Genomic DNA, 15,356 nt, shown 5'->3' with positions numbered 1-15,356 from the left:
TTATGAACAAGAGATCAGGGCTAGACAAATCTAGATGATCGGCAATAAAACGTGAGAATGACCGATGCTGCCACACCGATCGCGGCAAAAAGGTATTTAGATTAACGATATCAGGTTAAGTTTTCTAGCAACTAATTTGCCAGTCTTTCTATCGATTTGATCTAAGGAGTACCTAATTTTACAGGAGTTTTTGAAGGATTCAGATTCATTTGAATGAATGGGGAGTCTGGGTTTCTCAAATCAATATAGGAAAGCTGGCTCGGATTAACGTGACTAGGGAGCTTCCGCATTTGATCAAGCGCTTTGAGTTGATTGGCAAAGCTCGAACCATACGCCCCGAAGTGAACGAAACCTAGCTCAGTTTTAAGAATTAAATTATTAGGGTCATCCCAGTTAATCTCAGAAACTTTCACCGGGCTGCGACTGAGCATCTGATAAAGAGTTGCCCAATAAGAACGATAGTACGATAGTCTCCCCGTGATTTTAAGAGTTGGCAGTTTGAAGCTTTGGTTGAGCGACGTGTAGGTTTCCAGAGGAGTCCAGATGCCATTTTCGTCGAGCAACCCTGGTTGAGTTAGGTTTGTCTGCGAGGCGTTTGCAGACGATGGGCTGCTTTTTGTGGCAAACACTGAGACTTTAGACAAACTAGGTTGAGCGATCGCGACCGGGTTGCGCTCCTGAATTCTCACCGTTAGCCCTGGAGGAAACAGTTGACGATCGACAGTCGCTTCAGAGATGGGAGCTTTTAATTTCAGCGCATCAACAATAGCTTGGGGCTGAATTTTTAGCAACGATTGAGGATAGGCGATCGGCAGCAGAGTGCGAATTGTTTGAGCAGAGATAAATTGATTGCCTCTGATTGTAACCTGCTCTGGTTTGCGAATCACCCAAGCGGGTAAGGTCGCAGCCCAAACCGCTCCGCCTGCCAAGCCTGCCACTGCAAGACTGCGCCAGCTTGCTTGAAAGAACCTAACCTGTCTCCGACGGCGAAGTTTTTGCCGTCGCTGGGTTAACTCAGTTTGGGAAACGGGGGCAATGCTAGTCATCCTGAGTGCTCACTGAACAGATTTGGAAAAGCGGCGAATAGATATTAAACTTGTTTCAAAAGTCCGAAGATGCCCTCATCCCCCAACCCCTTCTCCCAAGCTTGGGAGAAGGGGAGCCAGATTTCAAAGTCCCTCTCTTAAGCCTGGGAGAGGGATTTAGGGTGAGGGCAGGGACTTTTGCAAGAGGTCTATTCAAGCAGGTGAACTCCTATCGCTAAGACGAATGGATCTGATTGAGACTGATCCATTCAGTCTGGTTTTAGCCAGATTTAAAGAAGCGGCGATCGCAGCGAACTGATTGTGCTATGACAGTCAATCCGTCCGGTCAAAACCAACAGCCCTCTAAATCTGTCTTCCCATTTAATCACTCATTCCTGCTTATGCGTCTCTAGTTGCCCGCAAAATTCAGCCCTTTATTGCTTCAATTTACTCTCAGTGACTGGGGATCAGCTAGCCGTCTCCTGTATGAGCGTTGCAACTTGTTCGCCAAACTCAGGATCAACATTGGCGAGACTTAAAAGTTGTAAATATTCTTGACGGGTTAAGCCTGCGGTTTCAATCAGCGCGATCGCTGCCGTTTCGATGTCACGCTGAATGCGGAGTGACTCAGACTCTGTTTCGGTTGCCTGTAGCTCTCCTTCTCGTCGCTCTATCAGTGCCACGACTTGTAGATAGACGTTGACAAATTGAGTCACTTTTTCAGACGGAATGTTGTTAGTGTCGGGTCTAACCGCACTGTTGCTCGACGGAGCGATCGACGAAAGATCGGCATCAGAACGATCGACGGGCGCTGCCAAGCTGACGATCGGAGCCACCAAAAAAGCTGCACAAACAATTAGGACTGCTGCCCAGCGAATTAGCGATCTAAGATTTTCCTGAAATTGCATCTCGACTCTTTTCACCCAACTAACCCTGAGCGCAGTGCTCTAACAGCCGCTTGAGTCCGATCGTCAGCGCACAGCTTGTTCAAAATATTGCGGACGTGAGTTTTGACGGTTCCAACAGTGATGTATAGTTTCTCAGCGATCGCGGCGTTGCTGCACCCGTTGACGATTAGCTGTAAGACTTCTAACTCCCGCTCAGTCAGGGGATACGCTTCAATAATTTGGTTGTATTCTGGCTCCGCAGCACCGATAGAAACCATTTTTGACTCAACAACGGTGCCGTCTTCGGGCTGGGTGTCTCGCGCCTGCCGCAGCACGACACGAGCGATCGCGGGGTCGATCCAAGAGTTGCCTTCTTGGGTAACGCGCAGCGCTTCTACAAGCTGGTCTAGGCTTACGTCTTTCATGCAATAGGAGTCTGCCCCGGCTGCAAAAGCGGCTAACACCACATCTTCATTGTCTTGCAGCGTCAGAATCAAGACTTTAGTAGCAGATTCATCCATCAACGCCTGAGCTTGGCGGAAACGACGAGTTAGCTCAATGCCATCAATGTCAGGTAAGCCAATATCGACGATCGCCACGTCGGGCTTTGCGGAGGTCATTAGTTTTAAGCCGTCTGTCCCGTTTGCAGCTTCTCCGACGACTTTAAATCCTTCTCTCTGCTGAAGAGCCGTTCTCATGCCAACTCTAGTTAGGTCATGATCTTCAATAAGAGTGATCCGAATATCAGTATCCATCAGAATAAGTTTCCACAGTTTTTATACGGTAACAAGATACGACAGTCAAGAAGCAACTTGCAGTTTAGAAATGGGACGACTGCTCATGGTTAAGCCGATCGACTCATTCAAGTTGCTAAACTGCAATTCTTCTAAAAGACGGACGCGTTTAAATAAATTCATAGTTGTCTAAGCATAAGCGTGGTTGATTGATATGCAGGTCTAGCTTGTGGCATATAACTTTAGACAGAGATTTGAAAAGTAAAGCTTAAATCATCCAGCAGCGAAGTGGAATTAGACCGTAAAAACAATTCGCTTAAGCAGGAGAAATCCCATTTGGTTGAAATAGATCGCTTACTTAGAAGCGATACTAATCAAAATAAAGCTAGGTTTTCTCATTAAAGTCGATGGATTAGCGCAACTCTTCAAGATAGTCAGCAAGTGTGCTCTTACTAAAGTTGTGGGAAACCAATAGACCTCATGCATGAATCAGCCCTCACCCTAAATCCCTCTCCCAAGTTTGGGCGAGGGACTTTGAAACTGGCTCCCCTTCTCCCAAATTTGGGAGGAGATGGGGGATGAGGGCGTTCTAGCATTCGCGCAGGAGGTCTAATGAATTTATGAACTGCTCATGCGCTTGACGATCGCGCCACCTAACATCTCGTGGGCTTCGTGCAAGAGGTCTGGAATTTTGTCGGCGTGAGGACTGTTTGCTAGACATTTTTGAAGAGATTTAAGATCGATCGTGTCGGCTCTCGCACCCGGAAACCAGTGACTCGCTTGACCCAGCAGGTTATATCGCATCTTGGCATAGTCCACCATATCGTAAGCGATCGCGAGATTTCGTAGCCACAAAATGATCGGGATATTTAATCGACCTGGCGTTTCATCTACAGAGGGCAGCCCAGTTCGCCAAGTGTTTACCCAATCGGAGCCTAATCGCTCGATCGCGGCTTCCTCTAATCGCTTCAAAATCGGGGGAAGAATCTCGTCGGCACGATCGAGAACGTCCAGCGTTTTAATATGTTCATCAAAATCTTCAGGACGGGCAGCCCCAACGCTGAGGGTGTGAACTTGGGGATGGCTGAGACAAAACAGATTGTTAAACACGATCGGACTGAGCGGCGCGCAGAGGTCTACCAGTCGAGGCGACGGCTCGTAGAGCAGTCCTCCTTTATTAGAAGGGCTAATGATGAACACGCCCATATCAAGCTGGTTAGCGGCTGCGATCGCTGCCCAGTTCACCTGATTGATGTAGTACCAGTGCAGATTGACGTAATCGAACTGATTGGTGACGATCGTCTTCACAATCAAATCAGCCGCGCCGTGGGTTGAGAACCCGATCGAGCGGACTTTTCCCTGAGCTTGAAGCTTTTGTGCCACTTCTAGACAGCCGCCCGGACGCAGACATTCCTCTAAGTGGCTCTCTAAGTTGATGCCGTGAATGGACAGCAGATCCACATAGTCGAGATTTAAGAATCGGAGAGACTGCTCAAAGGTTTTCAAAAATGGCTTTGATGCCATCGGCTCTATTTTGGTTTGCACAATCAGCGACTCTCGATCGAACTTAGGCAACACTTTGCCAAGCTGCAACTCTGACGTGCCATAAGCGCGAGCCGTCTCGATGTGATTGATCCCCAATTCTGAAGAACGGTGAATCGTCGCTTCCAAGTTCTTCTGATTGTCGGCAGGAATGTCTCGATAAGACACATCTTGCCACTTGTACTGATAGCGCATTCCTCCACAGGTGAACACTGGAATCTGTAGCTCAGTGCGCCCAAAACGTCTGTATTTCATGAAATGTAGGTAAAGACAAGGACTCGGTTGACAGCAGACAAAGCATGATTCCGTATTTCTACGCCTGATCTTATCTAGTTTAAGCAGAGATATTGAGAATATTTATCTTTTGGGTTGCATCTCAGCCATCTGCGGGGATCACCTTCAGGCAATATCCCAACTCACAAAAGGTTTTAATCCTATGCAAAGCATTGATCCGTTTGAGCAATTTGTCCAAAGCTATGAATCAGAAATCGTCAAACGAGAAGCCTGTCTTGAGATTCAGCAAAAGTTAGAACACTTTTGCAAAAAGCTAGCAGACCTTCAAAAGGAACTTCAACGCGTCAATACGCCTGCTGAAGACGATCGCTATCAGCAGTTAGAAGCCAGAGTTCGCCACTATCGCTATCAGCTTAACTATGAGTTGCCAAAGCTGGCAGAAAACCTTTTAGAAAATCGTCAGGCTCACCCTCAAGAAACCATTGATTGGATCGGGCAAATCATTGAAGAACGGCGACAGCAGCAAGCGCGCGAAGAAGCTGACACTCAACTGAGACGGCGCGATCGAGAAGAGCTTCAGCGATGCCGACGCGAGAAAAAGCGTCAACTCCTCGCCACGATCGCTGAACAAGACGATTATTATGAAGCGTCAGATCTCGCGATCGAGATTCACTACGCCAAAGAAGATCTAAAGTCACTAGAAGCGCTCGAAGAAGTCGTCAACGCTTTACTCAACAAAATCAACGACTGCAATCGTGAAGGAAAGCCGATCGTCATCGCCGGGACCCCAGAGTGGAAGCTGTCTCGGATGTATGAGAAGGCAACCAAACTACGTCAGCAAAAACATCCTCCGCTCTTGACGTTAGTTCCTAGTGGAGGCTCAACTCGCTCTCGATCGACGGCTTCTGACGATTGCGACGAATCAGACGAGCCTGATCCCTATGCAGACTTGAGCGGAAAAGTGGTGATCTTTGGCGGTCAAAACAATGTGAAAGTGCAGGTCGAAGAATGTCTACGTCAGTCAAAAGTCAATTTGGTCTGGTGTACTGCTGAGGATGGGGATCAGTGGGCAAAACAAACCGAGAGTCACATTGCCCAGGCTGATCTCGTCATGATCATTACGGGACGGGGCACACCTCACAAGCAGACCATCAATGCAAAGCGAGCCGCTAAAAACTTGCGGAAGCCCTTGACTCAGTGCGATCGAGCCTCCGGTAAAGATAGCCTCTTAGAACACATCAAAACTGGACTGCTAGGATTGCAGCTACAGAGAAAACTGGGCTAATCTTCCAAAAAGTCGTCCGTTAGTTCAAAACTGACGGGCGATTTTTTTTGAGGTGACAGATCCTATTTGCGCTTAAAGATTGAAGAAACGCGATCGCCGATCATCGACAGCGCATTTTGGACACCAATCCCCGCATTTGAGCCTGCTGAAGGACGTTGAGCCATCTCGATCTCGTCATCTTTAAAGCCCTTGAGCCGATAACCATACTCTAGCTGAGCCTGGTTTTTCTTGAGAATCGGAAACAGCCGAAACGCACCTTTTTGCAGTTCTTCTAAGTTGTCAAAAATGGCGTGATTGATTTGATTTGAGCGCTTCACCGCGATCGCCCCAACCGGAAACCAGCTTTTCTTACCCTGAACTCGAATGTAAATCTCATATTCGGGTGTGCCATCGTCTTTAAACTGATCGTAAAGCTGCGATGCCTCAGCCCGCTTTGCAGCGCCCTTGCTCGGCTGCTTTTGTGTCTGCGGTTTCGCCTTCCCAAATCCAGCAGGAGTTGCCATTTCTAAAAATCACCTTAAAACTTTATTACAAAAGTTTACGCCATGTTTAGGAAGAATGGGAGGAGATGATCCTCAAACTTGCGAAATTCGGCTGCCGTGATCTCTGATAATAGAGATCAGGCTGACAACGTGCGAAACGGAGATCAACTCAAGTGGAAGCAGACAACCTCGTGGCGATCGAACATCAAAATGTCCCTCAAGCGCACCAGGGCTTACACAGCTTTTTATATAGCTCCGACGACGAACACACCGAAACTGCGACCAGCGCTCCTAATTTAGAAAGTCAGGGCGATGAGATCATGTCGGTTGCAGAGTGGTCTGCCCAAGCGGTGAATGCCAAAGTTGCGGGGGTGTATGCGGTGTTGAATCGAGATCGTCATCTTCAATATGTTGGCTATTCGCGCAATGTGCCGCTGTCTCTGAGTGGTCATCTGACTCAAGTAGGCGAAGATGCCTGCGCATTTTTGCGACTCAAAACCTTCAAGTTTCCCAAGCGCGAAGAGATGGAGCAACTGCGAGACGCGTGGATTGCTGAGAATAATAGTATTCCGCTTGGCAACGGGGAAGAGAGCGATCGCTGGGCTGGCACTGTTGCAGAAGCGGCAAAGCTGGCGATGTCTGCGGCTGAACGAGACGTTTATGAAGAGAAAAAATTAAAACTCCGCAAAGCAATGGCAGATCAGGCACTCAACAAAGAGTTAGATCAGCTTTCAACCTCAGAAGCCGATCGTCGTCAAAATTTAGAAGCCGCTGTCGAAAACGATGATTGGAGCACCGTGATTCAACAGTCCCAGAAAGGTGAAGGATAGTAAACATAATCCCCAAATAGACATTTCTAGCCCTCGCGTGAGAGATACCAAGCTTACGATTCGCTCAATGTCCTAAATTATTTTGAAGATTAAATGTCTGTAGTTGAAACTCCGATTACCACGTTTCCGCTGGCTGCGGTCGTAGGTCAAGAAGCCATCAAAATGGCGCTCCTGTTAGCGGCGGTCGATCCCACATTGGGAGGAGTCGTGATTGCTGGACGCAGAGGCACCGCAAAATCAGTGATGGCACGGGCAATTCATGCGTTGCTGCCTCCGATCGAGGTCGTCAAAGATTCTCTCAGCAACTGCGACCCCAATACACCCGAAGATTGGGACGATCTAACATTAGAAAAAAACACTGATCTATCTAACATCCCAACTGAGGTGATTCGTGCGCCGTTTGTGCAGATTCCGCTTGGCATCACCGAAGATCGGCTGCTCGGTTCTGTCGATGTCAGCCAATCGATCAGACAAGGCGAAACCGTTTTTCAGCCAGGACTGTTAGCAGAGGCGCATCGAGGCGTTCTCTACATCGACGAAATTAATCTGCTCGATGACCAAATCTCTAACTTTCTGCTGACTGCCTTAACCGATGGACGCAACCAGATTGAGCGAGAAGGCATCAGCTTTCAGCATCCGTGCAAACCCTTACTGATCGCCACTTACAATCCTGAAGAAGGGTCACTGAGAGAACATTTATTGGATCGGATCGCGATCGCCCTCTCTGCCGATGCGGTTTTAGAATTAGACGATCGAGTGCAAGCCGTCGAGCAAGCCACTCGCTATGCTGATTCTCCGCAAGCCTTTCTCAAGCAATATGACGAAGATCTCGACTCCTTGAGAACTCAAATTATTCTGGCGCGCGAGTGGCTCAAAGACGTGCGTATCAGCACTGAGCAGATTAATTACTTGGTCAACGAGGCAATTCGAGGCGGGGTGCAGGGGCATCGAGCCGAACTGTTTGCCCTCAGAGTTGCCAAGGCACACGCTGCGCTAGACGGACGCACAGACGTGATCGCAGACGATTTGCGGCGAGCCGTTGAGTTGGTGATTGTGCCGCGATCGACGATCGTCCAAACCCCACCCGACGAAAATCCGCCTCCGCCACCACCGCCCCCTCAAAACCAAGACGAATCCGAAGACGAACCTCAAGACGAATCTGACCAAGATCAAGACGAGCAGGAAGAAAAAGAAGAACCCGAAGACCAGCAGGAGCAAGAGCCGCCCAGCATTCCCGAAGAGTTTGTCTTTGATGCAGAAGGCGTAATTCTCGACCCTGAAGTGCTTTATTTTGCTCAAATGGCAAGTCGTCAGGGCAAATCAGGCAGCCGCACCATCATCTTTTCTGACGATCGAGGTCGTTATATCAAACCGATGCTGCCCAAAGGAAAAGTGCGGCGAATTGCAGTCGATGCCACCCTGCGATCGGCGGCTCCCTACCAAAAATCTCGTCGTCAACGCGCTGAAGACAACCGACCTGAAGCCAGTGCTGCATCCCGCAAGCGCGTCTTTGTGGAAGAAAGTGATATTCGTCAAAAAAGACTTGCCCGTAAAGCCGGAGCATTGATTATCTTCGTCGTCGATGCGTCTGGCTCAATGGCACTCAATCGCATGAACTCCGCTAAGGGAGCCGTGTTGACGCTGTTGACCGAGGCATATCAAAATCGCGATCAAGTTTCGCTGATTCCGTTTAGAGGCGAACAGGCTGAGGTATTGCTGCCCCCAACGCGATCGATCGAAGCTGCCAAACGTCGTCTCGATCGCATGGCGTGCGGCGGCGGTTCTCCTTTAGCACACGGATTAACTCAAGCTGTCAGAGTAGGAATTAACGCTCAACAGTCGGGAGATGTGGGTCAAGTCGTGATTGTGGCGATTACGGACGGTCGGGGGAATGTGCCGCTTGCTCGATCGCTGGGCGAAACTATTCCTGATGGCGAAAAGCCCGACATCAAAGCCGAACTATTGGATATTGCGGGCAAAATTCGGGCGATGGGGACTCAACTTCTCGTCATCGACACCGAAAATAAATTTGTCTCGACAGGCTTCGCCAAAGAACTCGCAAAACAGGCAGGCGGGAAGTATTATCACTTACCTAAAGCCAGCGATCAGGCAATCGCATCCATGACACGGAACGCGATCGCTGATATGAAAGCACGATAGCTGAGAGAATTGCGCGATACTAGAATCCCTCGCTACGCTGTCCGCGGATTTCGACTTCGCTCAACCCACCGAGAGGTGAAGGCTGAGCGAAACCGAAGCCCGGTCGGTCAAGACTAGACTTCCTGCATAAATAAACTTCTTGCAAAAGTCCGAAGATGCCCTCATCCCCAACCCTTCTCCCCAGGGAGAAGGGAGCTAGAACCTCTTGTTCCCTCTCCCTAGGGAGAGGGCTAGGGTGAGGGCAAATATTCGCGCAGGAGGTTTACTCCATTCAACCGTAAGCACCAACCATAGAAAATGCCGGACTGAAGCAAATTCAACCCGGCATATCTAGAGACAATGAACCACTGATTAGAACCCGCTAACCACTAGGGGTCAGATTGCAAAACTTGAGGTTGCAGCAAGCTAACCATCTGCTGAATGCCTCGGTGAATGCGACGAGTCACCGTCATTGGACTGACCCCGATTTGTTCGGCTACCTCTTTGCGAGACAAATCGTGCAAAAAAACGTATTCGATCGCCTGCCGAGTTTTGTCTTCTAACTGATTCAGCGCTTTATGCAACTGCTGACGATCTTCTTCTAAGTGTTGAAGCTGTTGATAATGGGCATCGGGCAGCATATCGCCCAACGTCATCGGAGAATCAAGCTGCTGACAAATCGTTGCATCTAAGCTCAAAGGCAGACGGTTTCTAGCAGCCAGTTTGCTCTCACGCCACTCATGAACGCCGACCCCCAATTCAGTGGCAATTTCTTCATCAGTCGGCTGATGACCTAAGTCCATCATCAACCTTTCGCGAACTCGTTGCCCCTCTTTGTTGAGTTGTTGCCAACGGCGGGGAATTTTAACCGTACCCGCACGATCGCGCAGAAAGTGCAGCATCTCGCCGCGAATGTAGGGCACTGCAAACGAGCTAAACGCACAGCCTTGATGAGGGTTAAACCGCTCGATCGCTCGAATCAAGCCAATGTAGCCGATTTGTTCTAAGTCTTCATAGGGTTCAGCGCACTGGTGGCTAACCCGATGGGCAATCTTGCGGACGAGACCTGCATTTAACTGCACCAACTGATTCCGGGTGCGAACTGAGGGCTTGTGGTGGTAAGACACCAACAGCTCCATGCCACGAGAACGAAGAGAAGTCTGAGTTGTCATCATCTTTTTTAGGGGTCGTCATTCACATCAGCGTTGAGCCTATTTTCTATTTATGAAGGGTGACAAACCATCGTCGATTTACGGTACTGATCTAGATTGGTGCCTTAAGCGGTCGGCAAAAACACGCAAGCCAGATTTTGACAATACTGATGCGGTTCAACTTCCTCTATCAGTGCGCGGGTCACAAATCGTTAAAGTCGCGTCTTCCTATTGAACGATTTCGACGTGATTTTAATGCTCTTCTCAAGAGGGAGGGAAAGCTTTTGCTGAATGCTTACCTTAGTTGTTGTACAGACGATCTCGTTTGACAAAAGGAATCCCTAAGATGGCATCTCAAAAAGAATCTAAAGGCAAGCAAGATGATTCAGCAATGGAAGCAGAAAAGCAACCCACAAAGTCTCATCAAGAAGAGGCAAAGCACGTAGATGCAGACCAAGATGAATCGTCACCTGAAGTCGATTCTCTTGTAGAAGTTTTGCACGGCGATGTGACTGAAATTGAGGCTGACACGGCGATCGAGTCCATTGACGTGTGGGTCAACTTCCTCAAAGGTCACAAGGAAGAAAACGTCAAAGAACTCTCTGCTAGCCTTAAAGAATTAAAGAAGCTTCTGAAGGGCAAAAAGACTGAAGCTAGTGAAATTGCTGAGGTTTTAGAGCAGTTGGGTGAACAGACAACCGCGATCGGAGACGACTCTGGAAAAGGCATTAAAGGACCTCTGCACAAAGTTGGCAAAGCCCTCGCTCAAGCTGCTAAGAAAATCGAAAAGGTTGCCGAAAAAGCAGAGTAAGCTCCGAAACCAAGTAGTTTCTGCCATCGTTTTTAGCCCTCTTGCAAAAGCCCATTTGGTTTCTGCAAGAGGGCTAGTTGTGTCAAGTTCTCTTAACTCTGAATTAACTTTTCTTTGACCCAAGTGCGAAAGCTCAGTTCAGCATTCACTTCATCTTGCTGACAGGCTGCTAGAAATTGATAGAGATCTGCCTTCTCAACGATCGAAAACGTAGGACTCTGATCAACTTCAAGATATTGAGTGTTTTGAAGCTGGTAAATTTGCCACACCTCACCATTAAATCGCCAAAATTCGGATACACCCATTGCTGCGTAGAGCCGATTTTTATCGATGTCAGTCTTGGTAATATCAACTTCTACGACCAAATCGGGGGGCGGGTCTTTGTCAAGATCTACGATACGACCCGCAACTTGCGCATGATTTTGAATGTAATAACAGTTGTCGGGTTCTGCACCTCTATCTAAGTCTGCTCGATCGAGCGTTGTTGACCTCATTGACTTCATTTTCAGTCGCATCTCAACGACTAGAATCCGAATGAATAAGCCAATGAGTTCCGCAGCGCTTTCGTGTTCTTCGAGGGGCGTTGTGATTTCTAGAGTGCCGCGATCGTAGGTTAGACGAGCCGCCCGATGTTCTCCCAATGCAGTCAAAATTTGCTGATAAGACTGCCAATTGAGATGATGAAAAATGACTCGTTTTTCGCCGATCGTAGAACGACCTGTTGTTAGAACCATCTTTACGTCCTGTCGCTTTAGTCTGGAAAAGCAGTGCCGCTCATCGGGTCGCGAATATAAAGACCTAATGTGAGCGATCGTAAGACTTCATCCCACACGGGGGTTAGCTGCTCAGCTTGGTCTGCCCAATAGTCGAACGTGATCAGACACTGAACGTTAGACCCCAAGCCGATGCAGGTACGAGAAAAGGCTTCGCGGCTGTCTTGCTTGTCGATAAATTTGATTTCTGCCCAGACGATGCGGGCGGTTTGGCGCTTAAGCGTGATGATTTCTCCGCATTCAATCATGTCGCGTTTTTCGTCTTGCAGGATTTTCTTAAGCGTATGTTTGAGCGGAAACAGACTCCAATCTGCGTCAGGGAGGCGATTAAACGACATTTCGAGGCGACAGTCATCGTCGGGCGGCTCACGATCGAGAAACTTAAACGATTTGACATCTGGCTCAAAAAACCAATTTTGCGGCACATCGAACCGGACAGCACCGCGATCGGCAACAAACACTTTATAGCCAGGGCTGCACTGCCAGCGATGATCGTCTTTGAGTTCGAGAGTTTCTTTAATCCATCGCAGATTGTCTTTTTTGCGCTTTGCCATCATCGGTGATTCCACGACTCGCCCGTCTTTATGGTAGAGCATTTGCAATCGATGGAAAACCGCTATTTAATGGCAGACCGCAAGGCAGGAGCCTCAAAGAGGGCTTGAAACCCAGACTGACGATCGCTGACCGATTCGAGGGCATCGTTCCACAGACTCTCGTAGTAAAAGAACGCCACACCCAACCCTCGAGCTTGAGCGGCTCGCGTTTGAGATTGAATCTGCCCGATCGAGACTGGATTATGTCTCAAGCCAGCCATGATACCAATTCCGGTCGGAATTTTTTGTTGCGCTTCTCGGATCTCCGATCGATTGATCTGTTCAACAAAGCTTTGCAGATTGGGACGGTAGACTTGCACAATCAATTCATCAACCAGATTTTGCCGCACCCAGCCGAGCCAGTCTTGTAGGTGCAATCGATAAGCAAAGTCATAGTAGTTAGGAGAAACTGAGATAATCGCGTTCGGCTTTCTCGCTTTTACAGCCCGGTTTAGTCGCGCCATAAACGCCGTAATCTTATTGGCACGCCAGCGAACCCAGGCTGCATCAGACGCATTGGCGGGTGGCGACTTTTTGGTTTCTTTAATATAGAGAGCAACGGTATAGTCGTCGTAGCCAAACTCGCGAGGCAAACTCATGTGATCATCAAACTGAATGCCATCGACATCATATTGAGTCACGACTTCTACAACGAGATCAGTAATGAATCTCTGCACGTCAGGCAGAAACGGATTTAACCACATCACTTCACCCGCGGCACTCACCGACGTTTGGCTTCCATCTCGCTTTTGCGTCAGCCATTCAGGATGGTTTAAAGCTAATTCTGACGTTGCGGGAGCCATCAACCCAAACTCAAACCAGGGAATAACCACTAAGCCCTGCTGATGTGCCTGAGCAGTGACATCGGCGATGAGGTCCTGTCCATCTGAACCTGCGTAGACAAAGGGCTGAATTCCGGTACGCTGTGCCACTGCGCTGGGATACATCACGTAGCCAGAATTCCAGACCACGGGATAAACCGTGTTGAAATTGAGTCGTCGCAGTTGACCGATCGCATCTTTCAGTTTGATGCGGTCTTTGAGAATATCCATGTCATTCAGGGTGATCCAAACTCCCCGAATTTCTTGGCGAACAGTCTGTGCAGTTGCAGAAGTCACACTGCCCGACAGCAAGACAGTCACCAACGACACTAGAAATAGGAGCGGGAGGAGATGTCGGATCCATCGCCGCCAACATTGAAGCACGAACCGCAATTTCATAGGATGAATGGCTGGAGATTGAGTGTCGATCGTCTAAAACCGTGGGCTGACCTTTTCTAGCCCTCTAGTCTACAGGCAAACTTGACGTTATCAGTAGGAAAACAGTGCCCACTGAGACAACATCCACGATCTGCCATGCAAGACCCGGAACGATCGAACCGCTTCATGCCAGTTTAAATTCTGAGTTTGCGGGGTTAATTCTGAAAAGTTGAATGATATTAACGGAGTTTCTTAACGCATTGCTTTCTGATCTTTTGAGTAAAAATCGCCACAATCGTTGGCAGATCGTGTCATCGCAGTCTGAGGATTGACCGCACACTTCACGTAAGGATTATTGCTGAAGTAGGCGCATTTTTTACAGGGAAGTTGAGCGGTTTGCCGACTCCGTTCAATCTCTTTGCGACTGGGCTTCCAGGTGTTAGAAATCACACAGACGACGGCTGCCCAAATTGCCACAAAGCAAAGCGGGATCATTAACAGCGCTGCGTCTTGAGTGGGGATGGAAGAAGCACTTTGAGCGGAAACCGAGGGGCGAGACTCAGCCGTAGTTGACTGAGCATAGAGATCTGAGTCTGAAGGGTGGATGAAATTAGAAGACGACATAGAAGTTTTTAACTTGTGCTTAAAGAATAGACGTAGCGGCTTCTACCTCACCTAGAAAAGGGGTCAATAGGTGCTGGAATCCTGCGCGGTTAGGTCTTATCAAATTAGAGATGACAGACGACTAAAGACAGAAACATCAGGTGCTAAAACACGGCGGCTTCTAGTCTTAACTTGTAGCGATGCATTAGGAAAGTTATCTCTATCAAGGGTTCTGGCTTGCGATCGCTGAGATCTACCCAAAGAGATACCTTAAGAAGTTTGAGGACGATCGAGAGAACTGTCACGATCGGACGCTGATTCGATCGATTCTCGGTAGTATTGGGCAAGACACGTCACAATCCCTTTCACAATCGTTGTTTGTCAGCAGTTTTGAGGGTGGGTTGGCGGCAAGTTCTACCCAACGTCTATGGAGAATTCAACATGAAGCGTGTTTTGGTCGCCTGTTGCACTGCTGTTCTAGTGGGTGCTGCTGCTCACATCCCGGCGCAGGCACAAACTCCGGCTCCCACGACTCAGACAGCCCCAACTACACCCGTCAGCAAAGAGGAGGTGCAGAAGTTTGCGAGTGCGATTAAGCAGATTTTGGTGATCAATCGGGCATCCGAGTCAGAAGCGGTGCAAGCCATTAAAGGTGAGGGGTTAACCGAGCAGCGATTTGATGAAATCTATAAGTCGCAGCGAGATCCTAAAGCAACGCCGACCGCGCAGATTCAGCCTAAAGAACGGCAAGGATACGATCGAGTCGTGACTAAACTGGTGCAGATTCAAAAAGATAGCGATGCCAAAATGGAGAAAGCGGTACAAGCGCAAGGGTTAGAAGTGCCCCGCTTTAACCAAATTTTTGAGGCGGCGCAAAAAAATCCTCAGTTACGTCAGGAGATTCAAACATTAGTTCAACAGAAATAAACTAAGTGGGCATAGTGCGTGTTGAAAGTGGCTCGAAACTTCCCCTGCTCTTCTCTGTGAAGCTGTGGTGTTTTCGGTATCAATCAATGAAGCACTTTGCAGGTTGCCCTGACACTCTGAATATGATGTGACAGTATTGGA

16 protein-coding genes are annotated in these 15,356 nt (G+C 48.6%); 5 read left to right on the top strand and 11 right to left on the bottom strand.

Annotated elements, in window-relative coordinates; all coding sequences use genetic code 11:
* Positions 1–161: 161 nt before the first annotated feature.
* The 4 genes from A8707_RS04045 to A8707_RS04030 all read right to left on the bottom strand — a co-directional run bounded on the left by A8707_RS04045 (position 162) and on the right by A8707_RS04030 (position 4,443).
* A complete protein-coding gene (locus tag A8707_RS04045; RefSeq protein WP_068815367.1) occupies positions 162–1,046 on the bottom strand; it encodes a cell division protein FtsQ/DivIB in 885 nt (294 codons plus the stop codon).
* 446 nt (positions 1,047–1,492) lie between these two features.
* Positions 1,493–1,933, bottom strand: a complete 441-nt coding sequence (locus tag A8707_RS04040; protein WP_068815364.1) for a DUF4168 domain-containing protein — start codon at positions 1,931–1,933, stop codon at positions 1,493–1,495.
* A gap of 11 nt (positions 1,934–1,944) precedes the next feature.
* Positions 1,945–2,667 (bottom strand): response regulator, encoded by a 723-nt coding sequence (locus A8707_RS04035; protein WP_068815362.1) that lies wholly within the window; start codon positions 2,665–2,667, stop codon positions 1,945–1,947.
* Positions 2,668–3,264: 597 nt separating this feature from the next.
* A complete protein-coding gene (locus A8707_RS04030; RefSeq protein WP_068815360.1) occupies positions 3,265–4,443 on the bottom strand; it encodes an aldo/keto reductase in 1,179 nt (392 codons plus the stop codon).
* A 181-nt stretch (positions 4,444–4,624) separates the two neighbouring features.
* On the opposite strand from A8707_RS04030, the gene A8707_RS04025 reads away from it, so the two are divergent.
* Entirely contained in the window at positions 4,625–5,707 is a 1,083-nt protein-coding gene (locus tag A8707_RS04025; RefSeq protein WP_068815356.1) for a DUF2325 domain-containing protein, read from the top strand.
* A 62-nt stretch (positions 5,708–5,769) separates the two neighbouring features.
* Here A8707_RS04025 and A8707_RS04020 read toward each other — a convergent pair whose 3' ends face one another.
* A complete protein-coding gene (locus tag A8707_RS04020; RefSeq protein WP_068815354.1) occupies positions 5,770–6,210 on the bottom strand; it encodes an HHL1-like protein in 441 nt (146 codons plus the stop codon).
* A gap of 152 nt (positions 6,211–6,362) precedes the next feature.
* Here A8707_RS04020 and A8707_RS04015 point away from each other — a divergent pair, with 152 nt between their 5' ends.
* Positions 6,363–7,019 (top strand): GIY-YIG nuclease family protein, encoded by a 657-nt coding sequence (locus A8707_RS04015; RefSeq protein ID WP_068815352.1) that lies wholly within the window; start codon positions 6,363–6,365, stop codon positions 7,017–7,019.
* 93 nt (positions 7,020–7,112) lie between these two features.
* Positions 7,113–9,179, top strand: a complete 2,067-nt coding sequence (gene bchD, locus A8707_RS04010) for a magnesium chelatase ATPase subunit D (RefSeq protein ID WP_068815350.1) — start codon at positions 7,113–7,115, stop codon at positions 9,177–9,179.
* 368 nt (positions 9,180–9,547) lie between these two features.
* On the opposite strand, the gene A8707_RS04005 is transcribed toward bchD, so the two are convergent.
* Positions 9,548–10,333 (bottom strand): RNA polymerase sigma factor SigF, encoded by a 786-nt coding sequence (locus A8707_RS04005; RefSeq protein ID WP_231947919.1) that lies wholly within the window; start codon positions 10,331–10,333, stop codon positions 9,548–9,550.
* A gap of 322 nt (positions 10,334–10,655) precedes the next feature.
* Between A8707_RS04005 and A8707_RS04000 the strand changes: the two genes are divergently transcribed.
* Positions 10,656–11,120: a hypothetical protein gene (locus A8707_RS04000; protein ID WP_068815343.1), complete on the top strand. Its 465-nt coding sequence runs from the start codon at positions 10,656–10,658 to the stop codon at positions 11,118–11,120.
* A gap of 92 nt (positions 11,121–11,212) precedes the next feature.
* Here the strand turns inward: A8707_RS04000 and A8707_RS03995 are convergent, their stop codons facing one another.
* The 5 genes from A8707_RS03995 to A8707_RS27870 all read right to left on the bottom strand — a co-directional run bounded on the left by A8707_RS03995 (position 11,213) and on the right by A8707_RS27870 (position 14,635).
* Positions 11,213–11,854: a Uma2 family endonuclease gene (locus tag A8707_RS03995; protein WP_068815342.1), complete on the bottom strand. Its 642-nt coding sequence runs from the start codon at positions 11,852–11,854 to the stop codon at positions 11,213–11,215.
* Positions 11,855–11,871: 17 nt separating this feature from the next.
* Entirely contained in the window at positions 11,872–12,489 is a 618-nt protein-coding gene (locus A8707_RS03990) for a hypothetical protein (protein WP_231947918.1), read from the bottom strand.
* A gap of 20 nt (positions 12,490–12,509) precedes the next feature.
* Entirely contained in the window at positions 12,510–13,637 is a 1,128-nt protein-coding gene (locus A8707_RS03985) for a glycoside hydrolase family 10 protein (protein ID WP_231947917.1), read from the bottom strand.
* 300 nt (positions 13,638–13,937) lie between these two features.
* The gene (locus tag A8707_RS03980; protein ID WP_068815336.1) at positions 13,938–14,309 is read right to left on the bottom strand and encodes a hypothetical protein; all 372 of its coding nucleotides are present in this window, start codon (positions 14,307–14,309) and stop codon (positions 13,938–13,940) included.
* A 143-nt stretch (positions 14,310–14,452) separates the two neighbouring features.
* Entirely contained in the window at positions 14,453–14,635 is a 183-nt protein-coding gene (locus A8707_RS27870; protein WP_156518344.1) for a hypothetical protein, read from the bottom strand.
* Between the two features lie 94 nt (positions 14,636–14,729).
* Between A8707_RS27870 and A8707_RS03975 the strand changes: the two genes are divergently transcribed.
* On the top strand, positions 14,730–15,215 hold the full coding sequence (locus A8707_RS03975; protein ID WP_068815334.1) for a DUF4168 domain-containing protein: 486 nt from the start codon (positions 14,730–14,732) through the stop codon (positions 15,213–15,215).
* The last annotated feature ends 141 nt before the right edge of the window (positions 15,216–15,356 follow it).

Origin of the sequence: Phormidesmis priestleyi BC1401 (assembly GCF_001650195.1) — a bacterium.
GTDB lineage: Bacteria > Cyanobacteriota > Cyanobacteriia > Leptolyngbyales > Leptolyngbyaceae > Phormidesmis_A > Phormidesmis_A priestleyi_B.
This window is presented reverse-complemented; position numbering and strand designations above follow the sequence as displayed.